The sequence below is a fragment of the Enterococcus sp. FDAARGOS_375 genome, from assembly GCF_002393265.1.
GTDB lineage: Bacteria > Bacillota > Bacilli > Lactobacillales > Enterococcaceae > Enterococcus_D > Enterococcus_D innesii.
The window spans coordinates 2,395,576-2,415,278 of record NZ_CP023515.1; the positions used below are offsets into that span (position 1 = coordinate 2,395,576).

Consider the following 19,703-nt stretch of genomic DNA (forward strand, 5'->3'; position numbering starts at 1 on the left):
TTAGTTGAATCGTTGAAAGAGTTCAATATATTTTGCAATGATCGTTTCAAAGAAGCTTACTGTATCTGGATTGATTTCGTTGTTTTCATCAATCAAGTTGGTGATTCCACCGATATAGGCTTCTGGTTGTTGCAGAGTAGGCATATCCAAAAAGACTAATGATTGACGTAGGTGATGGTTTGCACCAAAGCCGGCGATCGCTCCAGGAGAAACGCTGACAACCAATGCTGGTTTACCACCCCAGCTGCTAGCACCATAAGGACGAGAACCGACATCCAAAGCATTTTTCAACGCTGCAGGAACAGAGCGATTGTATTCTGGTGTAAAGAAGAAGACACCATCAACGGCGCTTAGTGCTTCACGAAATGCTGTCCATTCAGCAGGAACTTTTCCTTCAACTTCCAAATCTTCATTGTAAAATGGCAAGTTGCCGATCTCAATGAAAGATGCTTCAAAACCTTCTGGTAATAATGATGCGAATTTTTTCGCTACGAGTTTATTAAATGAACCTTCCCGTAAACTGCCGACGATAAAACCAATTTTTTTTGTCATGTAAAATTCCTCCTTGTTGTTTTCTACTCTTTTAGCTTACCAAAAGTAAGTGAATGGTGCAAATAAAACGATTTGACTTTAAAAAGTTTCTCTATTACTAATGATACGCGTCCTGATCCATTCTGGCAAAAGATAACCATGCTCAGAAAATAAGAAAGAAGAAACTTTTTTAGCTGTAAAGAAAAAACTCTTTACACCATCAGAAAAACCTGTTAAACTAGCTCTTGTGATTAAATCAATGGAGGTGTAAATAATGGCAGTAAAAATTCGTTTAAAACGCATGGGTTCTAAAAAGAAACCTTTTTACCGTATCGTCGTAGCAGATTCACGTTCTCCTCGTGACGGACGTTTCATCGAAACAGTTGGTACTTACAATCCTTTACTAGACCCAGCTGAAGTGACAATCAAAGAAGATCTAGTTCTTGATTGGTTATCTAAAGGTGCGCAACCTTCAGATACAGTTCGTAACATCCTTTCTAAAGAAGGCGTTATGAAAAAACACCACGAAGCAAAATTCACTAAGAAATAAGGTGACTTTGGATGAAAGATTTGCAAGAATTAGTCTTAACGATCGTTTCACCACTTGTTACCAAACCTGAGGATATCAAGCTTGAGCTGGTAGAGTCAGATGATTTCTTGGAATATAATCTTACTGTGGCACCAGAAGATATTGGTCGTATCATCGGTAAACAAGGGCGGGTTGCCAAAGCAATTCGAACGATCGTTTACAGTGTACGGACAAATGGACCAAAAAAAGTTCGTTTGAATATCATTGATGGTAAATAAGCAAGAATGAAAAGCATTTCTCTTTGAGGAATGCTTTTTTTGTAAAATTCATGCTTAAGATGGAGGACAGAAAAAGGTGGTTTTGAGATAATCAAAAGGAGGAGGTGCTTGTATGTCTCAACTAATCGCATGGATCGTCGTTCTTTTGATTCTCGTATTTATTTATAAAATTGGTTCTTTTCTTTGGCGAACGCTAGGGATCTTGTTGTTGCTCTTTTTAATTTGGGTCTATCGTGAGGAGATCATGACGCAATTGAACCAATGGACACAAAACTTTCGTTGGGGCGACCTATCGACGATCGCCAATCAAGTTTGGCAATGGATCAAGGATGGCTTTCAATCACTGCAAAATTGGGTGACAAATCTTTAAAAAATCAACAAAAAAATGACAGACAATCTGACTTGTTTGTCATTTTTTTTATTGAGGGGTATCCTTTGTATAAGGAGGGGAACATCATGAAAAAAGAACTAGGATTATTCGTTACGCTGCTGACGATGGGCGCCTTAGCTGGCTGCAATAATCAACAGGAACCAGAAACAAGTCAAGCCAGTAGTGCCGTAACAACAGCGACGAGTATGGTGGAAAGTACCCAAACGCAAGCAAGTAGTCAATCAGAAACCAGTCAATCAAGTACGTCTTCTAGTCAGGCGGCTTCTAGGGATTCTTCAAACACGAATAGTACTGCAGATATCTACGCTCAAATACAAGCGGTATTCCCTGATCTTGTCTTACCCAAGGACATTCCACTTGCTTCAGGTAAAGTGTTGAATGCAGCCACAGCTGGCAGCCAAGCCGATGCCTCAATTCTTTATTATGGACTTGATCAGCAGTTGCCTCTCAATGACAAGGCTTTGAACGAGGAAACACCGATTGCTGCTTTTCAATCAAAAGAGTATCAATCAGCGGATGAAGCTGCCGCAGCGGTCAATGTAACAGCTGATGATGGCGGACAAGCCGTTGATCTCGGATATGGGATTACTGGGCATATGCAAGGAGCTGCTGGCTCCAGTTATTTGAGCTGGCAAGAAGGAAATTGGTCATTGACTGTTCGAGCAGTCAACCAAGAAGAACAAGATCCTGTGCCGGTTGCCAAAGAAGTGGTGGCGTATCTGGAAGAAGCTATGCTCCCAGCGCCTGAGGTCGGTCAAATCACTATCGATATGGGAAAAAATGACCATACAGCAACTACCGTGGTCTGGCAACAAGAAAAGACCCTTCGAACGGTGCAACATCAAGATGCACGTTCGGCATTGAAGATGGCCGTTTCTATGAATCAATAAAGCTTATATTAGGACAATGCCCCTTTGATCAAGCGTCGAAGGGGCGTTTTTCGCGCGATGATTTTGAGGAAAACATGGGGCGCTAGGAAACGGCTAGAATTCGCTACTTTGCTATGCTAAAATAGAACAGAAGTTAGAAGAAATGGGGAACGAACGTGACAGAATATTTAAACGTAGGGAAAATCGTCAATACACATGGGATCCGTGGAGAAGTACGAGTGATATCGCAAACGGATTTTCCAGAAGAACGCTACCGTAAAGGGGCTGAATTGACACTTTTTCGTGAAAATAAAGAGCCATTACCATTGATCGTTTCAGGTCATCGCAAACACAAAAATTTTGATTTGTTAACATTTGAAGGCTATCCCAACATCAACGACGTTGAACCGTTTCGTAACGGCATTTTAAAAGTTACCAAGGATGATTTGGTGGATCTAGCAGAAAATGAGTTTTACTACCATGAAATTATTGGTCTGGAAGTCGTCGAAGAAGATGGCACAATCATTGGTAAAGTAAAAGAGATCCTTTCACCAGGTGCCAATGACGTTTGGGTCGTTCAACGAAAAGGGAAGAAGGATGCCTTGATTCCTTATATCGAGTCGGTTGTCCACACGATCGATCTTGAAAATGGTCAGGTCACTGTGGAAATCCCAGAGGGGTTGTTAGACGATGAGAATTGATGTGTTGACACTATTTCCGCGAATGTTCGAAGGTCCTCTAGGAGAATCGATCATCGGCAAAGCACGGGAAAAGGGACTGTTAGAAATCAACGTCTCTAATTTCCGTGACTATTCCGATAACAAACATCAAACAGTGGATGACTATCCTTATGGTGGCGGAGCAGGAATGTTATTAAAAGTCCAACCTGTCTATGACAATATCAAAGCGATCGAAGCAGCGGCACCAGAAACGAAAAAGCGGGTGATCCTATTAGACCCAGCGGGAAAACCCTTTGATCAAAAGATGGCGGAAGAATTCTCTACCGAAGAGCACCTTGTTTTTATTTGCGGTCACTATGAAGGCTATGATGAACGAATCCGTTCATTGGTCACTGATGAAGTGTCACTGGGGGATTACGTCTTGACTGGCGGCGAATTGGGGGCAATGGTCATGATCGATGCGACAGTCAGGCTATTACCAGAAGTTTTAGGCAATCAAACCTCCGCACAAACCGATTCTCATTCCACTGGTTTATTAGAACATCCGCAATATACACGCCCAGCAGCGTTCAAAGGCATGAAAGTGCCGGAAGTTTTGATGAATGGCAATCATAAATTGATCGAGCAGTGGCAATTAAAAGAATCATTGCGCCGCACCTTTCAGCGCCGACCTGATATGTTAGAAAATTATCCGTTGACGGCAGAAATGCAGAAGCTTTTAAAAGAAATTGAAGAAGAAGCGAAAGCTGGTAACTAAAATAGTGCCAGTTTTTTTGATATTCTGCGCTATGACAAGAAAATTCTCTTTACAGCCAGTGGTCGACTGTGGTAAGATGTTTCAGTGAGTGTAAACTCAACTATTACGATGTTCCGCTGGAGCTTTCATGCTTTAAGAATGTTTGGGAATAAGGAGAATGATAAACATGAATCCATTGATTCAAGAACTAACTCAAGAACAATTACGTACGGACATCCCAGCTTTCCGTCCTGGGGACACTGTTCGCGTTCACGCGAAAGTTGTCGAAGGAACTCGCGAACGTATCCAGTTATTTGAAGGTGTTGTCATCAAACGCCGCGGTGCTGGTATCAGCGAAACTTATACAGTTCGTAAAGTATCAAACGGTGTAGGTGTTGAACGTACCTTCCCATTGCACACACCACGTGTTGCACAAATCGAAGTTGTTCGTTACGGTAAAGTACGTCGTGCAAAATTGTACTACTTGCGTGCATTACACGGAAAAGCAGCTCGTATCAAAGAAATTCGTCGTTAATCATTTATTATCAGATGAAGCAAAAGCCCTTGATTTCAAGGGCTTTTTTCTTTTGACTAAGGTGAAAAGAACTTTTCATTTGTTGTGATAAAATGAAGAAACGACTATACAAATAGGAGGGGTTTCATTGAATGAAAGAAGTAACAATCTTGGACGAGAAGAAATAATCATCGAAAAGGAGTTCGTCAGACGGCCAAAGGTTCCATGGTCGAAGGACGTTCAATGCTTTTTACGTTTTTTGCATGATCAGCAGATAAATTATGTGCCGAAACCATTAGGGTTTGATCAGGAAGAACATGAGTTAGTTTCTTTTGTTCCAGGGGAGGTATATGATCAGCCATTGCCGGATGAGCTTTATACTGATGAGGTTCTTTGTTTAGTAGCTGAACGATTAAGAGATTTTCATGATCGAAGTGTTGGTTTTCTGGAAAGGTTAACTGGTGAGGAACAGTGGATGTTGGATTACTCTGGCCCAATACAAGTGATGTGTCACAATGATTTTGCTCCGTATAATATGACGATCGTGGATGGGGAGCCATTTGGTCTTTTTGATTTTGACACAGTAAGGCCAGGAAGCAGGTTGTGGGATGTTTCTTATGCTGCTTATCGCTGGGTACCCTTGTATTTTGATGGGAACAGTCGTCTGAGTGAAACACAATGCCATCGATTGAAACTTTTTGTGGATACTTATCGGCTGTCCAATAATGACAGGTTACAGATTGTCGATTGTTTGACCGACCGCCTTTCAGCGCTAGCTGCTTTTATAATCAGAGAAGGAGAAGAAGGGAATGGAAATTTTCAGAAAAACATTGACGAGGGACATCTCGTTAAATACCAATATGACATTCAGCGCCTGAAAGAAAATAAATCACAAATCATCGACTTGATAAAAAAATAGAAGGATAGGGAATGATTTAAAAAAAGTTTACATGATAGCGGAAGTCTCTCTTGATATTTCTAATTATAGAATCGTTATTTATATCGGTGATTTCACTCATTTTTTCTTCTTCATCTTTTATCTAATTCGGTATTAAAGAAAAAAACTTGAATTATTTCATTATTTTTTTCTAATAAACGATTACAGAAAAAAAGCAATATATTCCCCTTTTTTCGATGATTTCTATGGTAATCTTCTCGATAGAGAACTTTCTTTTATCTAGCTATTACTGACCTCTGTATGTTAGTTAATTACTTCACAAATAAAAGGAAGTTCTTTATTTAAACGAATTGAAAGAGGTGTCTTTGTGAAAGCAGCTGTAGTATCAAAAGATAAGGTTGTAAAAATCGAAGAAAAAGAATTGAGAGCGCTTCGTCCGAATGAAGCATTATTAGAAATGGAGTGTTGCGGTGTCTGCCACACTGACTTGCATGTAAAAGATGGCGACTTTGGCGATGCGTCTGGAATCGTACTTGGTCACGAGGGAATCGGTAAAGTCGTTGCGATCGGTGATGATGTTACTTCTCTAGCAATTGGTGACCGTGCAAGTGTTGCTTGGTTGTATGAAAGCTGTGGATCATGTGAATACTGTGTGAACGGGAATGAGTCATTATGTCGTTCTGTTAGAAATGCCGGCTATTCTGTAGATGGTGGTATGGCTGAAGAGTGTATCGTTGTAGCTGACTATGCAGTGAAGGTGCCTGAGGACTTAGGTTCTGCTGAAGCCAGTAGCATTACTTGTGCAGGCGTAACGACATATAAAGCGGTGAAAGTTTCTGATATTAAACCAGGTCAATGGATCGCCATCTATGGTTTAGGCGGATTAGGAAACTTAGCCTTGCAATATGCAAAAAATGTCTTCAATGCAAAAGTGATTGGGATCGACATCAACGACAAGCAGTTGGACTTTGCAAAAGATCACGGCGCTGACCTTGTGATCAATCCCGCGAAAGAAGATGCAGCGAAAGTCATTCAAGAAGTAACCGGTGGCGCACATGCAGCTGTTGTAACTGCTGTTTCAAAAGCAGCCTTCAACTCTGCTGTCGATGCCGTTCGTGCGGGCGGTACGATTGTAGCAGTCGGTCTTCCACCAGAAAGCATGGACTTGAACATTCCGCGGCTTGTATTGGACGGTATTAAGATTGTTGGCTCTCTTGTCGGAACACGAACTGATTTAGCAGAGGCTTTCCAATTTGCAGCTGAAGGAAAAGTCGTTCCTAAAGTTGTTATGCGTCAGTTAGAAGAGATCAATGATATTTTTGATGAAATGCTCTCTGGCCAAATCAAAGGGCGGATGGTCATAGATTTTCAAGAGAAATAAATGGAAAGAGAAATACCAACAGATAAATTTCAAACGAAGGAGAAAATTTCGTGTGTAATTTATTGATCATTGACAGCAATGAGCGAGGAGCAGTTAATGATATGATTCGTTTGATCGATCGTCATTTCCCAAATGTCATCTTACTTCCGACGGTTGATTCGAAAAAAGCGCTTCAGCGAACATGTCTTGAGCAAACGGTTGAAATTGCAGTGATCAATGCGGATGGCGAAGGAGACTGTTTTGAATTATACAAAGAATTGCTCTCTTTTTGCCCGAATGCAAAAGCAATTTTGTATTCTGCAGTAGAAAGCTTTGCTATCGCTCAAAAAGCGTTGCGTTACGGCTTAATCGATTATTTAGTGGAACCGATCACCAATGATTTTGTTTATGCATTGGACCGGGGGATTCAATCCATCAATCAGATTTCCTTGCTGCACGTCGAGAAAAACAATGAAGCTTCTCCTTCGCTTTCTTTAAGACATAAGATATTGCGCTATATTCATGAAAATTATAGAGAACATATTACGTTAGACACTTTAGCAGATCACCTGCATTTAAGCCGGTATCACACCAGCCGTTTGATCAAGAATACCTTAGGGATGACCTTTTCATTGTACTTGATGATTTATCGTATTGAGGTTGCTAAAAAAGAACTTTCAACAAGTGATCGATCAATCAGTGAAATCTCTGTCAGAGCGGGATTCAATGATCCAAATTATTTTAGTAAGAAATTTAAAAAAGCAACTAGTTATACGCCCAAAGAGTATCGAAAAATTTATCGTGGGAAAGCTACCGTGATCGATTCAAGACTTGAGTTTTGAGTATTAAAAAAAGTAGAGTAGCTTGCGTTGAATTGATCAGCGAAAAAATGGCTTCTATGCGATGCGTATTTGGTTACTTTTTCATAGGTAAGAAAAGCAAAAAGGTCTTGCATGCAAAGGCCTTTTTTTTACTTAAAAAAAACATTTTTGGATGAGCTGATAGAAACCAATAACAAATGATAAGGTTTGATGTTTTTGTGAATCAACTGATAGGTGGTATAATGAGAGCGGATTCGTTAATGCAGCTTATCAAAGAAAAGAGGCAAGAAAATGGCGAACAAAATGGTGTTTATAAATTTGCCTGTCACTGATATCAAACGTGCAACCTCCTTTTATGAAGCGTTGGGATTTGTCAAAAATGAAGAGTTTTCAAACGAGACTAGCAGCGGGATGGTTTGGAGTGAATCGATTTGGGTGATGTTGTTAGAACATGAGTTTTATCAACAGTTTCTGAATGGCAGACGTATTGCGGATACGAAGAACACAAGTGGTGCATTGATTGCGTTTAGCTTCGATACACCAGAAGAAGCGAAGAATTTTGCGAAGATTGCAGAAGAAAATGGCGGCCAATCGTTCCAAGTTGACATGGGTATTCCAGAAGACATGATGGTCGGCTATGAAATCGTTGATCCCGATGGCAATCAGCTTGAATCAGCATGGATGAATGGCTATTAGCAAAGTGATCGTTTAAATAAAAAGTAAAAAAGTGGTTCAGTATGCAGTTCCTTCAAGAAGTTAGGCTTTTGTGCTAACTTTTTGAGGGCTGTTTTTTTTGACGGGATTCTTGAGTTTTGTAAGATTGATCAGTCCCCTTTGTCTAAATGCTAAAAAAGAGGTATGATACAAGAAAAAGGAGTGGAGACGAAGTGAAATATTCAACCAAATACAGCGACGCCATTCACATCCTCGCTTACATCCACCTCTTTAAAGGAACTGATTTATCAAGTGATCGGATCGCCCAGAGCGTTGAAACGAATCCTGCTTATGTTCGCCGGATTATGAGTGATTTACGGGTTGCTGGATTGATCGAAAGCCAAAGAGGAAAACCAAACCCTAAACTAACGAAGGAACCAAATGAGATTTCTTTGTTAGACATTTATGCGAGTGTTGAAAAAGATCACCATCTTTTACATGCAGACAAAAAAACCAACCCCAACTGCTTAATTGGGGGGAATATTCAAGGGGTATTAGAAGAAACCTATGATGTGCTGCAAAAGAAAATCGAGCAGGAGATGAGTGCCATCTCGTTGCAATCAATCATTGAAGGCATTCGAGGAGAAGCCAAACAGTAGATTGAACGGACACAACACAGTAAAAAGAACTTTCACCTGCTAAGCAATTTCTTGACAGGAAAGAAAGTTTCTTTTATACTCTAGTTGTAACTTGATTAGTAACAACTGTTTTAGTCAAACAAAAGATGAGGAAGGATGATTATCATGAAAATCGGTGTTATTGGCGCAACAGGAAATGCAGGTTCAGCTATTTATCAAGAAGCAGTACAGCGAGGACATGAGGTGACTGCTATCGTTAGAAATGAAGCTAAAGCCAAAGAACAATTTGGTGATACAGTCAAAACACTTACAAAAGATGCTTTTTCGTTAACAGAAGGAGACCTCGACGGGTTTGACGTATTGGTCGATGCGTTTGCGACAAGTCCTGACCAAGCGTACTTGCATGTGGATTTGGCAGCAAAATTAGTGCACCTGTTTCGAGAAAAGAACACACGCTTGTTCTTCATTTTAGGAGCTGGCAGCCTGTTCAACGAAGCGGGCGAACGCAATCTTACCGAATTAAAAAAAGCCCCAGGAAGTGAAAGCTGGATTGCGATTCCAGAAAATCAGCTAGACGAATACCTCTTTTTAGAAACCGTCAAAAATGTCCCTTGGGTGGGGATTTCTCCTGGGAACGTCTTTCAAGAAGGACCAGCTAAACCAGCGATTTTAGGGAAAGATCACTTGCTATTCAATGACCAAAAGGAATCAGTAACATCCAGTGGTACGTTAGCCAAAGCAATCCTTGATGAAATCGAAACAGTGCGACATGAAAATACTCGTTTTACTGTGATTGATGCAGAGTAGTTCAGCAGATGATTGAGAAGGAGAACCCAATCGATCGAGATCGGTTGCTGACAAAGGTTAGTAAGTAGACTGATTCAGGCGACTTCTCTTTATTCACATTTTTTGTTTCCAGTACCCAGCAATTTAGACGAGACAAATCCTCTGTGTTTGCTTATAATCAAGGACAGAGGTGAGAAAATGAATAAAAAAATCGAAGCGTATGAATTGATGCTTCTGCAATTAAAAGGGTTGTTAGAAGCGGAGAGTAATTGGATCGCCAATCTAGCCAACTCTTCTGCTTTACTGAATGAAACATTGGAAGATACAGTATTTGCCGGCTACTACTTATTTGAAGAAGGCGAACTGATCTTAGGCCCATTCCAAGGAAGAGTATCTTGCACCAGAATCACATTAGGCAAAGGGGTTTGTGGGGAATCAGCGGAGAAAAAAACCACATTGATCGTACCCAATGTCAAAGAACATGAAAATTATATTTCTTGTGACTCAGCAGCAATGTCTGAAATCGTAGTTCCCATGGTAGCTGGTAATCAGCTGCTTGGCGTGCTGGATATCGATAGTGGAAAAACAAACAGCTATGATGCGATCGATCAGAAATATCTGGAAGAATTTGCGGCGTTATTGGTAGCATGTCGCCAATAAAGCACTTGTTTTTTAATATTAACGTAAAAACAACATAATGTTTTAAAGCGAAGCGTTCATTGAATATGAACGCTTTTTTTAGTTATTATTTACAAATTACGGGCATATTGCTTTATTTAATTAAAATTAGACGATAATATGATAATACAATTAGAAAAATGAATTTTTAAGGAGAGAATTATGGAAGCAGAAACAATTGTATTAGGTAAAGCATATGAATGTAAACCAGTTGGCTTACAAAGCCGTGTGATCGGTGAAGTGGTCAGAAAAATGGAAAGGTGTGTCGTATTAAATGTGATTCGCTATGATGGAATCGATCATGAAGATATCGAAGAACGTTGCGGACGAGTAGTTGCAAAATACAATGAGATCTATCAACCAGCACTAGTTGAGTGCTTTTTTAGCTGATCCATTGGTAATCACCCAATCAAAATAAAATGAAACCATGCACGTAAACCAATTCCCTTAAAAAAGGGGCTGTTTCTTGGAAGCAGCCTCTTTTTTTGATTCTTCGACACAGCTGCGTAGAAAAATACATGCTATAATGGGCGAGAAACTAGCAGAAAGCAGGGAGCAAAATGGAATTAGAAAAAACGGTCATTGATGACAAACAGATGCTTTTTGAATTGCCGCAGGAAGCAGGGCAACTGCAAATTGTTAAAGGAAAACTTATTGAAGCAAAAGACAATACCGTCCTCTTAGCCATAAAAAAAGGCCAATTACTATCAGTAACAGATGAGAAAACATTTGATGACAAGCAAGAATATGACCGCTTAATAATCCTTACACCACCTTGGGAGATTATGGCGCCATACTTAGCGGCCTACTACCAAGAGAAATACCAACTGTCCAATGCTTCCAACGCACCTATCGTGATTCCACAGGAACTGCAACAAAAGGTCGCTGTTTGTGCGGAACCATTTGATTGCTTGATCGATTTTCTGGGTTATGTATTCACCAGCAAAAAGGAAATGAAAGCGGTGAAAAAAGGGGGCAAGCCTCGTCATAAATGGTCAAAAGAATTACAAGATGAACCCTTTATGGTGGATTATCAAGGAAGTACAGCAACGGTCTATTGGCAGAAACGCAACGAGGTTCGAATTGAAAAAGGCGCTACCTTGCGTCAAGAGGTTCCTTTGAACAAAGACGGCTCGGTGGGCTTTTCAGCTCGATTAGCAGAAAAGATACGGCAAGAGAATCAATCAGCGATCAAAGAGGGACGAACGATTGAAGACGTCGTATTAAAAAGTGTCAATGAGGTCGGCATGTTTCTTTACTATGGGGGGACCAATGGCTGGCTTCAATTAAAAGATCAGCAAGGAAGAACCCTGAACGAGCGAACGGTGGAATAGAAAAGAGAGATACTGAACAAGAAAGCGATCCACCAAAGCGAACGGAATCAGCTTTGGTGGATCGCTCTTATAGTCTAACTAGGACTAGGTTCTTCATCGATCAAGACAAATTCTTGGCCGGTCTTGGACAAAACAAGGCTCGGTTTTGCAGTTCCTTCTTTTTCAGCTCGATACGCATCTCGGTGCTTTTGCAAATGTTCGGGACGTTTTAACCAAGCTTGAAAGGCTTTTTTCTCAGTCCATTTTGACACTAACTGGAAAACGAGGCTGTCTTTTGATTCTGAAAACCAAGCTTCAGCAGAGTGACACCCAGCAAATGTTTTCATTGAGACGGTATCTTTTTTCATTTTAGCTAGAAATCGTTCTTTACCTTCAGGAATTACTTCAAATGCGACGGTACGGATATACATGAAATTCCTCCTTGCTGTGAGTGATTTCATTTAGTATAGCCCTAATTGAGAATCATTGTCAATTAGCATTGAGAATTTGTACGTTTGTATCGATTTTTGCTTTTTGATTAAATCCTTCAAAAGCCTTGAACAAATGAAAAAAGTACGTATAATTAATATACGTACTGAAGAGTCCGAAGAGTATTGGAGAAAATGGATACTTGGGGAAGTCTTTCTTTTCTCACGTGCAATACTCTTCGTTTGTTTAGTGTACCACTCCCATTTTAAAATAGATACGTTTTTTTTACTTTCTGAGGAGATTTCTTTTATTCCTTGAGTTGAAAGGCAAAAAAGTGGGAAGGTTCTGAGAAAGCGCTATGAAGACGAAATTTGTGTCTTCTTTTTTTGTATGAAAGGTAAGGAAAATTAAGAAAGTTTTTTATCCATTTTACCTGCGAAATGATGTATAAGAGAGTAGCCAAAGTACTGATCACTAGAAGATCAGTACTTTTTTGTATGCTTTCTTGGCACGACTCCTGTCAACGATATTCAGCATAAAGTCGCACTTTTCTACTTTTTACATTCAGAAGAGCGCTTCTGACACAACCATGTAACCTCTTACATTTTTTGGTCGAGTTAAATTGACAGGCTGCATAAACATGCGGTAAACTCGGTACAACAAACAGAATTTTTTGAATTATCTGAATGTTAGAAGGGGATGAGTAGAAATGGGGAAACGTAGCAAATATGCAGTATCGCTTGTGTTACTAGGCAGCTTCTTTTTAGCAGCTTGTCAAAATGGCGCGCAAGAAAACGACACGGATTCATCAGCAGCTTCTTCTGCAGAGCAAGTGATCAATGTGCAATTTTCAGCAGAGATGGGCAGTGCCGATATTTCTTTAGCAACCGACTCTTATAGCTTTATTACTCTGAACAATGCTTATGAAGGCCTTTATCGCTTGGATGAGAACAATGTTCCTGTAATTGCTGGGGCAAGTAAAGACGCTGAAGTCAGTGAAGATGGCCTGACCTATACCATTTCACTGCGAGAAGAGGCAAAATGGTCCAATGGTGATCCAGTTACAGCGGCTGATTATGTTTTTAGCTGGCAGCGAACCGTTGATCCAGCTACAGCTTCCAATTATGCCTATATGCTAGCACCCGTTAAAAATGCATCTGCTATTTCAGATGGCACGCTAGATAAAAGCGAGTTAGGGATCGAAGCAGTCAATGATCATGAGTTGAAAATCACGTTAGAAAAACCAACACCTTACTTTTTATCTTTACTGGCTTTTCCAACCTTCTTCCCACAAAACGAACGTGTCGTGGAGGAATTTGGTGATCAATACGCCTTAACAAGTGAAAACGCGGCGTACAATGGACCATTCCTATTGACCAATTATGCTGGCCCAGGCACCGATATCCAGTGGTCATTGGAAAAAAATCCGGATTATTGGGATGCCGATTCAGTCAAACTTGAAACAGTTAATTTCGATGTCGTGAAAGACTCATCGACTGCTTATAACTTGTACGAAAGCGGACAAGCCGATGACATTATTTTAAGCGGTGAATTGGCGATGCAGAATGTGAATCATCCTGATTACATTGTTCAGCCTAGTGCAACCACTCAGTATTTAGAAATGAATCAAGCACCAGAAGATTCGCCTTTTCGAAATGCAAATTTGCGCCAAGCCATTTCTTATAGCATGAATCGGCAACAAATCGTTGAGAATATTTTAGGCAACGGCTCATTACCGGCTGTCGGTTTTGTTCCTTCTGACCTAGCTTTCAATCCAGAGACAAAAGCTGACTTTGTTGAGGATGCGGCAACCACGTTAGCCTTTGACGAAGAAAAAGCCCAAGAGTATTGGGAAAAGGCCAAAGCTGAGCTGGGGATCGATACGTTGTCTTTCGAGCTGCTGACCTCAGATACCGACCAATCGAAAAAAATGGCGGAATACATTCAAGGAACCTTGCAGCAAACACTGGATGGATTGACTGTCGAAGTCACAAATGTTCCTTTTTCTGTTCGTTTGGATCGTTCCAATAGCGGCGATTTTGAGATGGTCATGAACAATTGGATCGGTGATTATGCAGATCCAATCAACTTTTTAGAATTGTTCAAAAAAGACAGTTCCTACAATCGTGGGAAATGGTTAAATGATGACTACGACCAATTGATCGAACAAGCCTCCAATGAAAATGCCAACAACCCAGAAGCCCGTTGGGAAAATATGGTGGAAGCAGAAAAAATCTTAAATGAAGATTTGGGCATTATTCCGCTTTTTCAAAGTGCAGAAGCACATCTGCGGTCGCCTAAGATCAAAGGTCTCATCGTTCATAGTGTCGGTGCTGCCTATGACTATAAAAATGTGTTTGTCGAAGAATAAGTATAAAAATTGATTCTTTCATACATCTACCGACTGATGTAGTCAAACAGTACTGCAGAAAAGAGGAACGCCAAGCGTTCAGCAACTTGAGAACAAGGAATACAGCCGTTCTTTATCTAGCAGTGAAGAGGAATCATTCATTCCAGCTAGATAAGAACGGCTTTTCTTTTTAGGGGGAACGCCAATGAAAATCACAGCAGTTGAAACCAAACGAATTCCGATCCAGCTGAATGCACCGTTTAAAACGGCGCTCAGAGAAGTGCACGCCGTCGAAGTGATTCGAGTGCTGCTTTCTTTTGACAATGGGATCGTTGGTATCGGAGAAGCAGCACCTACCGAAGTCATCACCGGTGATACAAAAGAAAGTATTTTAAAAGATATTGAAACGGTCTTTGCCCCGTTCCTGTTAGGCAGAAAGGTAGATGCGCAATTGTCGGTAATGGATGAGCTTCATGCGTTGATCCAGCATCATACGAGCCCTAAAGCGGCGATCGATATTGCATTGCATGATGCACTGGCTAAAGCAGCTAACTTACCGCTTTACCGTTATTTAGGAGGTTCTGTCAATACACTGACAACCGATTATACGATCAGTGTCGGCTCACAGGAGCAGATGCTGCATGATGCCCAAGCAAAAGTCCAAGCGGGGTTTCGATCTTTGAAAATCAAACTAGGGGCAGGAACGATCGAAGAGGAAGTTGCGAAAATTCGCCGCATCAATGAACGCTTGGCAGGAACGATCCCCTTTCGAATCGATGCGAATCAAGGCTGGACCAAAGAAGAAGCGGTGCAGATTTTAGACCAATGGCAAGACATTCCGATCGAGTTTGTTGAACAGCCAGTAAAAGCCCATGATTTTGCTGGACTCAGCTATGTGACTGCTCGGACGACGATTCCGATCATGGCCGATGAAAGTCTTTTTTCCTATGAGGATGCCAAACGTTTGATTGCTGAAAACTGCTGCAATTATTTGAACATTAAATTGATGAAAAGCGGCGGGATCAAAGAGGGACAAAAAATTTATCAATTGGCAAAAGAGCATCAAGTGCCGGTGATGGTCGGTTCGATGATTGAAGGGTATGGTGGAATGGCTGCCGCCGCCCATTTTGCCTTAGGGATGAACGATGTCCAATTTTATGATCTGGATGTTCCTTTTATGTGGGAGACTCAAACGACTTCCCCTGAAACGCAAGGGATTCTTCAGCGTCCAGGAAGCTTGAGCGTCACCGAACGCATCGGACTAGGAATCAACGAATAAACAGTTATGAGAGGAGCAAAGATGAAACAAATTGTTCAGGCTGGCTCTTCCTTCTTATGGAAGGAACCCCAAAAAAACAAAGTACTAGCAAAAATCAAAGCATTTCCTTTAGAAGCGTTGCACACTTTTTTGACTGATGAAGATACGATGCAGCTTTACCAGGAAAGCTTAGTGGACTCCGAAGTATTATATGGGACGATTGTAGAAGTCATCGACCAAATGGATGGTTGGTCCCATGTGATCGTCTTGGATCAAAAAAGCAATAAACACCCGCTTGGCTATCCCGGCTATCTACCAAACGAGGTATTGAAGCCATTGCCACCAGACTATGCAACAGCTAAAAGAATGCTCGGCGTGACTGCCAAAGAAGCTTTGCTTGTTTTTGACTCAGCGACACGGATCGTTTCTTTTGGGACGGTTTTACCCCTAGTTGGGGAAACCGCAGATTCCTATCGAGTGGCTACGCCTAATGGACCAGCAACGATCGCTAAATCCTTTGCTCAAGTCATTGTGGATACATGGACAAATCTGCCCGAGAAAATGATTGCACTAGCAGAACAATTTTTGAATCAGCCCTATGTCTGGGCAGGCATTAGCGGCAGTGGCTTTGATTGTTCTGGATTCATGTATTCGCTGCATCGACTTCATGGTATTTTGATCCCCCGAGATACGATTGAGCAAGCACAACAAGCAAACATCGTGCCTTACAGTCAGGCACAACCAGGGGATCTGCTGCTGTTTGCTTATGAAGAAGGAAAAGGCGAAGTCCATCATGTTGGGTTGTATTTGGGGGATGATGAAATGATTCATTCAAGAACACCCGGATCGCGGGTCATGAAAACCAAAATCGCTGGTTCTAATTATGAACCAGAACTAGCAGTTGTGGCGCGCTATTGGCAAGACAAACCAAATACACCAATTAAATCGGGCACATGAGTAATCCTTTACTGACTTTTAGGAAAGGAGCGTTTGATGACAAAAGATGACGTTTATTTAGAAATAAATCATATCCTAAAAAAATATCAAGCAACATTGGAAATGGGGTTATGGATTGGTACGCCAACGAAATGTCTTGTTGACTATCAGAGTCATAAGTCATTTCCAGCAGCAAGTATCAGTAAGCTTGTATTGTATGCCTATTACCTTGAACAAATCATCGAAAAAAAGATCGATCCCCAACAGGTAATTTGTGTGAGCCCCGTTGATCTGACAGGTGGCGCTGGGGTACTCCGTCTTTTTCCTCAGAAAAAAAGCTGGGCTATCAGTGAACTGCTTACAGCGATGATCGCCGTATCTGATAATACCGCCACCAATGTACTATTGGACTTAGTAGGGTTGCCCACACTTCAAGCATGGATCCAGGAGCCGGAAATCCAATTTGAACGGTATATGATGCGACCGATCAAAGACAAAGAGAACCGCTTGACCCCTTCGGCGGCTGCCAAACTACTACTAAGGTGTGTTAAACAAGAAGAAGCTGCCCTAGGATTTTCAGCCTTAAATCAGCAGCAATTTCAAGAGGGCATACCAGGGACTTTTGCTGAAACAACGCATCCTGCGTGCCGCATTTTTAATAAGACAGGCCGTCTTGACCGCATCGAACACGATGTAGCGTATTTACAAGCCAATGAAACGACGATCATCATTGTGGCGTTTTCCTATGATAAAACCGGTAGTGGTCAAGGGATCAGTTGGCTAAGAGAAATTGGTCAAACAGTCTATCAGCAATATTTTTAAGTAAAATACGCTGCGTATCGATCCTCACTCAGAGATACTCGATACGCAGCGTATTAATTATTTACGACGATAAAATCTCCCATATCATAACGATGCCGTGACTGAGAAAATTCAAAAGGCGTCCCATCGCCGAGATAAACCGTTTGTTCCACTTCTAAGATGGGATCGGTGGCAGCACAAGCTAAGTATTGCTGATCATAGTTATCTGCACGATCCGCTTTGATGCGACGGACAGATGTCCCAATCGAGGAGTGTAGCTGGTTGGTGATATAACTGTAGACCGATGAGTTTAAGACTTCCTCGGTAATCCCGGGAATGACATGAAGCGGCATGATGGTATATTCTAAAACAACGGGTATATCGTCAAACAGGCGCAAACGAACGATATCATAAATTTGTTGGTCACTGCGGATTTTTAGTTTTTCTTGTTCTTTCTCATCGGGAAAAAGAATGGCAAAAGAAATGATCTTGCTGGTGATCTTTCCTGTTTCCCCAAGACGTTTGGTCAATCCACGATTGATCTTGGCGTTGTAATCGAAGGTTGAATAGGCGTCGCTGATAAAGGTACCCGTGCCTTTTTTACCGTAAATAATGCCTTCCATTTGTAAAATATTCAATGCTTTTTGAATCGTCACGCGGCTGGTCTGATAATGGACAGCCAGTTCGGATTGTTCCGGCAATTTTTTCTCTTCTTCGTAAAACCCGTGATTGATTTTGCTCCGTAGATCGGCAGCGATGTCATGGTAGTTCGCCATTTGCTTCACCTCAAAATAATAATAAGTGATAAAACGAAGTATGTAAACTTGCAGCTTTACATACCTTGTTTTAAAGGCTTTTCCTGCGTTTACATTCTTCAGGAAATGAATTACATTTGGAATGTAATCGTTTTCTAACGATTGAAGAATAGGGGTATAGGAGGGAGTTTTATGCAAGGATTTATGGATCGACTCGCTGACGTTTTAGGAAAGTTTGCCAATAGGATCAACAATTTACGCTACATCATGGTCATTAAAAATGCCTTTGCTGCTTTGATTCCAGTAATCATTACCGGGGCATTTGGTACTTTGTTTTCAGCAATGGTTTTTGATGCTGAAAATGGATTGGCACAAATCGAGGCACTGCGCTTTTTAGAAAGTTTAAAACCGATCTCATCTGCGGTCAGTTATGTGACGTTGAGTTTCTTAACGATCTATGCAGTGTTTCTGATTGGGATTGAGCTAGCAAAATTAAATAAGATTTCGGGGGTCTTTCCAGGAATCATCGCCGTGATGTCTTATCTTTCTGTTAATCCAATGATCTTTGAATTTTTGCACGAAGATGCGACGGTGGTTGCTGAAAACGTGCTGGCTAAGCAATATACTGACACGAAAGGCCTATTTTTAGGCATGTTCGTTGCGATCGTTTCCATCGAGCTTTATGCGTGGTTAGGAAGACAAAAACGGCTGCAGATCACGATGCCTGATAGTGTTCCTGGGAATGTTTCGGCAAGTTTTTCGGCATTGTTTCCAACGATTTTCACCGTGACCATCATCGCCACCGCTGGTTTTGCTATCAAAGCACTCACAGGGATGTATGCTTACGATATCATCTACAATGTCGTCCAACGACCACTGGAAGGGATCGTCCAAGGATTGCCAGGTATCTTGTTGTTGATGTTTATCGCACAAGTTTTTTGGGTCATCGGGATTCATGGGAACCAGATGGTCAAACCCATACGCGAACCATTGTTGCTGGCAGCGATCGCTGTCAATACGGAAGCTTTTGAAGATGGAAAAGAAGTACCCAATATTATTACGATGCCGTTTTGGGATATGTATATGAGTATGGGCGGCTCTGGGGTTACGATTGGGTTGCTGATTGCGATTTTGATCGTCGGCAAGCGGGAGGACATGCGCCAAATCACTAAATTGTCATTAGCACCTGGGATTTTCAATATCAATGAGCCAGTGATCTTCGGAATGCCAATTATGCTGAATCCCATTTTGGCGATTCCCTTTATCCTGACACCGTTAGTAACAGGAACGATTGGGTACGTGGCGACAAGTCTAGGCTTTGCCGCTAAAGCCGTGGTAATGGTCCCATGGCCGATGCCACCGATCGTCAATGCTTATCTAGCTACTGCTGGGGATATCGGGGCTGTGATCACGCAAGTTATCTGTATTGTCGTGGCAATTTTGATCTATCTACCTTTTGTTTTGGTAATGAATCGTACGACCAATGAAGTTGCATAAA

At 41.3% G+C, this 19,703-nt stretch carries 24 protein-coding genes; 21 read left to right on the plus strand and 3 right to left on the minus strand.

Annotation, left to right across the window (positions count from 1 at the left end; genetic code table 11):
* Positions 1-552 (minus strand): NADPH-dependent FMN reductase, encoded by a 552-nt coding sequence (locus tag CO692_RS12635; protein ID WP_016613846.1) that lies wholly within the window; start codon positions 550-552, stop codon positions 1-3.
* A gap of 253 nt (positions 553-805) precedes the next feature.
* Between CO692_RS12635 and rpsP the strand changes: the two genes are divergently transcribed.
* The 16 genes from rpsP (at position 806) to CO692_RS12720 (ending at position 11,697) form a co-directional block, all read left to right on the plus strand.
* Entirely contained in the window at positions 806-1,081 is a 276-nt protein-coding gene (gene rpsP, locus CO692_RS12645) for a 30S ribosomal protein S16 (protein WP_005228917.1), read from the plus strand.
* Between the two features lie 11 nt (positions 1,082-1,092).
* Positions 1,093-1,338 (plus strand): KH domain-containing protein, encoded by a 246-nt coding sequence (locus CO692_RS12650; RefSeq protein WP_005228918.1) that lies wholly within the window; start codon positions 1,093-1,095, stop codon positions 1,336-1,338.
* 112 nt (positions 1,339-1,450) lie between these two features.
* Positions 1,451-1,708 (plus strand): hypothetical protein, encoded by a 258-nt coding sequence (locus CO692_RS12655; RefSeq protein ID WP_005228919.1) that lies wholly within the window; start codon positions 1,451-1,453, stop codon positions 1,706-1,708.
* 86 nt (positions 1,709-1,794) lie between these two features.
* On the plus strand, positions 1,795-2,619 hold the full coding sequence (locus tag CO692_RS12660) for a hypothetical protein (RefSeq protein WP_096742379.1): 825 nt from the start codon (positions 1,795-1,797) through the stop codon (positions 2,617-2,619).
* Positions 2,620-2,774: 155 nt separating this feature from the next.
* Complete coding sequence (rimM, locus tag CO692_RS12665) at positions 2,775-3,299, plus strand: ribosome maturation factor RimM (RefSeq protein ID WP_081118437.1); 525 nt, start codon at positions 2,775-2,777, stop codon at positions 3,297-3,299.
* Positions 3,289-4,035, plus strand: a complete 747-nt coding sequence (gene trmD, locus CO692_RS12670; protein ID WP_096742380.1) for a tRNA (guanosine(37)-N1)-methyltransferase TrmD — start codon at positions 3,289-3,291, stop codon at positions 4,033-4,035. The genes rimM and trmD overlap by 11 nt, the downstream gene beginning before the upstream one ends.
* Positions 4,036-4,201: 166 nt before the next feature.
* The gene (rplS, locus tag CO692_RS12675; protein WP_002357176.1) at positions 4,202-4,549 is read left to right on the plus strand and encodes a 50S ribosomal protein L19; all 348 of its coding nucleotides are present in this window, start codon (positions 4,202-4,204) and stop codon (positions 4,547-4,549) included.
* 127 nt (positions 4,550-4,676) lie between these two features.
* Positions 4,677-5,447, plus strand: a complete 771-nt coding sequence (locus CO692_RS12680) for an aminoglycoside phosphotransferase family protein (protein ID WP_096742381.1) — start codon at positions 4,677-4,679, stop codon at positions 5,445-5,447.
* 346 nt (positions 5,448-5,793) lie between these two features.
* On the plus strand, positions 5,794-6,807 hold the full coding sequence (adhP, locus tag CO692_RS12685) for an alcohol dehydrogenase AdhP (RefSeq protein WP_086293046.1): 1,014 nt from the start codon (positions 5,794-5,796) through the stop codon (positions 6,805-6,807).
* 101 nt (positions 6,808-6,908) lie between these two features.
* The gene (locus CO692_RS12690) at positions 6,909-7,628 is read left to right on the plus strand and encodes a DNA-binding response regulator (RefSeq protein ID WP_186366412.1); all 720 of its coding nucleotides are present in this window, start codon (positions 6,909-6,911) and stop codon (positions 7,626-7,628) included.
* A 270-nt stretch (positions 7,629-7,898) separates the two neighbouring features.
* Positions 7,899-8,303 (plus strand): VOC family protein, encoded by a 405-nt coding sequence (locus CO692_RS12695; RefSeq protein ID WP_096742382.1) that lies wholly within the window; start codon positions 7,899-7,901, stop codon positions 8,301-8,303.
* Between the two features lie 191 nt (positions 8,304-8,494).
* Positions 8,495-8,920 carry an Rrf2 family transcriptional regulator gene (locus tag CO692_RS12700; RefSeq protein WP_034878711.1) on the plus strand — a complete coding sequence of 142 codons (426 nt, stop codon included), beginning with the start codon at positions 8,495-8,497 and terminating at the stop codon, positions 8,918-8,920.
* 135 nt (positions 8,921-9,055) lie between these two features.
* The gene (locus CO692_RS12705; RefSeq protein ID WP_077454239.1) at positions 9,056-9,706 is read left to right on the plus strand and encodes an NAD(P)H-binding protein; all 651 of its coding nucleotides are present in this window, start codon (positions 9,056-9,058) and stop codon (positions 9,704-9,706) included.
* Between the two features lie 177 nt (positions 9,707-9,883).
* Positions 9,884-10,345, plus strand: a complete 462-nt coding sequence (locus CO692_RS12710) for a GAF domain-containing protein (RefSeq protein ID WP_096742383.1) — start codon at positions 9,884-9,886, stop codon at positions 10,343-10,345.
* A 180-nt stretch (positions 10,346-10,525) separates the two neighbouring features.
* Positions 10,526-10,753 carry a hypothetical protein gene (locus CO692_RS12715; protein ID WP_005237217.1) on the plus strand — a complete coding sequence of 76 codons (228 nt, stop codon included), beginning with the start codon at positions 10,526-10,528 and terminating at the stop codon, positions 10,751-10,753.
* A 170-nt stretch (positions 10,754-10,923) separates the two neighbouring features.
* Complete coding sequence (locus tag CO692_RS12720; protein WP_096742384.1) at positions 10,924-11,697, plus strand: hypothetical protein; 774 nt, start codon at positions 10,924-10,926, stop codon at positions 11,695-11,697.
* 74 nt (positions 11,698-11,771) lie between these two features.
* Here the strand turns inward: CO692_RS12720 and CO692_RS12725 are convergent, their stop codons facing one another.
* A complete protein-coding gene (locus CO692_RS12725; RefSeq protein WP_096742385.1) occupies positions 11,772-12,107 on the minus strand; it encodes an antibiotic biosynthesis monooxygenase family protein in 336 nt (111 codons plus the stop codon).
* Between the two features lie 707 nt (positions 12,108-12,814).
* Here CO692_RS12725 and CO692_RS12735 point away from each other — a divergent pair.
* The 4 genes from CO692_RS12735 (at position 12,815) to CO692_RS12750 (ending at position 17,471) form a co-directional block, all read left to right on the plus strand.
* Positions 12,815-14,476, plus strand: a complete 1,662-nt coding sequence (locus CO692_RS12735) for a peptide ABC transporter substrate-binding protein (protein ID WP_096742386.1) — start codon at positions 12,815-12,817, stop codon at positions 14,474-14,476.
* 184 nt (positions 14,477-14,660) lie between these two features.
* Positions 14,661-15,734, plus strand: coding sequence for a dipeptide epimerase (locus tag CO692_RS12740; protein WP_096742387.1), 1,074 nt, complete (start codon positions 14,661-14,663; stop codon positions 15,732-15,734).
* Positions 15,735-15,755: 21 nt separating this feature from the next.
* A complete protein-coding gene (locus CO692_RS12745) occupies positions 15,756-16,670 on the plus strand; it encodes a C40 family peptidase (RefSeq protein WP_186366410.1) in 915 nt (304 codons plus the stop codon).
* 36 nt (positions 16,671-16,706) lie between these two features.
* On the plus strand, positions 16,707-17,471 hold the full coding sequence (locus CO692_RS12750; protein WP_096742389.1) for a serine hydrolase: 765 nt from the start codon (positions 16,707-16,709) through the stop codon (positions 17,469-17,471).
* A 53-nt stretch (positions 17,472-17,524) separates the two neighbouring features.
* On the opposite strand, the gene CO692_RS12755 is transcribed toward CO692_RS12750, so the two are convergent.
* Positions 17,525-18,226, minus strand: coding sequence for a GntR family transcriptional regulator (locus CO692_RS12755; RefSeq protein WP_096742390.1), 702 nt, complete (start codon positions 18,224-18,226; stop codon positions 17,525-17,527).
* 171 nt (positions 18,227-18,397) lie between these two features.
* Here CO692_RS12755 and CO692_RS12760 point away from each other — a divergent pair, with 171 nt between their 5' ends.
* The gene (locus tag CO692_RS12760; RefSeq protein ID WP_096742391.1) at positions 18,398-19,702 is read left to right on the plus strand and encodes a PTS sugar transporter subunit IIC; all 1,305 of its coding nucleotides are present in this window, start codon (positions 18,398-18,400) and stop codon (positions 19,700-19,702) included.
* The last annotated feature ends 1 nt before the right edge of the window (position 19,703 follow it).

Coding starts and splice junctions, on each gene's coding strand:
- CO692_RS12635 (WP_016613846.1), bottom strand. CDS start 552: ATGACAAAAAAAATTGGTTTTATCGTCGGCAGTTTACGGGAAGGTTCA.
- rpsP (WP_005228917.1), top strand. CDS start 806: ATGGCAGTAAAAATTCGTTTAAAACGCATGGGTTCTAAAAAGAAACCT.
- CO692_RS12650 (WP_005228918.1), top strand. CDS start 1,093: ATGAAAGATTTGCAAGAATTAGTCTTAACGATCGTTTCACCACTTGTT.
- CO692_RS12655 (WP_005228919.1), top strand. CDS start 1,451: ATGTCTCAACTAATCGCATGGATCGTCGTTCTTTTGATTCTCGTATTT.
- CO692_RS12660 (WP_096742379.1), top strand. CDS start 1,795: ATGAAAAAAGAACTAGGATTATTCGTTACGCTGCTGACGATGGGCGCC.
- trmD (WP_096742380.1), top strand. CDS start 3,289: ATGAGAATTGATGTGTTGACACTATTTCCGCGAATGTTCGAAGGTCCT.
- rplS (WP_002357176.1), top strand. CDS start 4,202: ATGAATCCATTGATTCAAGAACTAACTCAAGAACAATTACGTACGGAC.
- CO692_RS12690 (WP_186366412.1), top strand. CDS start 6,909: ATGATTCGTTTGATCGATCGTCATTTCCCAAATGTCATCTTACTTCCG.
- CO692_RS12695 (WP_096742382.1), top strand. CDS start 7,899: ATGGCGAACAAAATGGTGTTTATAAATTTGCCTGTCACTGATATCAAA.
- CO692_RS12705 (WP_077454239.1), top strand. CDS start 9,056: ATGATTATCATGAAAATCGGTGTTATTGGCGCAACAGGAAATGCAGGT.
- CO692_RS12710 (WP_096742383.1), top strand. CDS start 9,884: ATGAATAAAAAAATCGAAGCGTATGAATTGATGCTTCTGCAATTAAAA.
- CO692_RS12715 (WP_005237217.1), top strand. CDS start 10,526: ATGGAAGCAGAAACAATTGTATTAGGTAAAGCATATGAATGTAAACCA.
- CO692_RS12720 (WP_096742384.1), top strand. CDS start 10,924: ATGGAATTAGAAAAAACGGTCATTGATGACAAACAGATGCTTTTTGAA.
- CO692_RS12725 (WP_096742385.1), bottom strand. CDS start 12,107: ATGTATATCCGTACCGTCGCATTTGAAGTAATTCCTGAAGGTAAAGAA.
- CO692_RS12735 (WP_096742386.1), top strand. CDS start 12,815: ATGGGGAAACGTAGCAAATATGCAGTATCGCTTGTGTTACTAGGCAGC.
- CO692_RS12740 (WP_096742387.1), top strand. CDS start 14,661: ATGAAAATCACAGCAGTTGAAACCAAACGAATTCCGATCCAGCTGAAT.
- CO692_RS12745 (WP_186366410.1), top strand. CDS start 15,756: ATGAAACAAATTGTTCAGGCTGGCTCTTCCTTCTTATGGAAGGAACCC.
- CO692_RS12750 (WP_096742389.1), top strand. CDS start 16,707: ATGACAAAAGATGACGTTTATTTAGAAATAAATCATATCCTAAAAAAA.
- CO692_RS12755 (WP_096742390.1), bottom strand. CDS start 18,226: ATGGCGAACTACCATGACATCGCTGCCGATCTACGGAGCAAAATCAAT.
- CO692_RS12760 (WP_096742391.1), top strand. CDS start 18,398: ATGCAAGGATTTATGGATCGACTCGCTGACGTTTTAGGAAAGTTTGCC.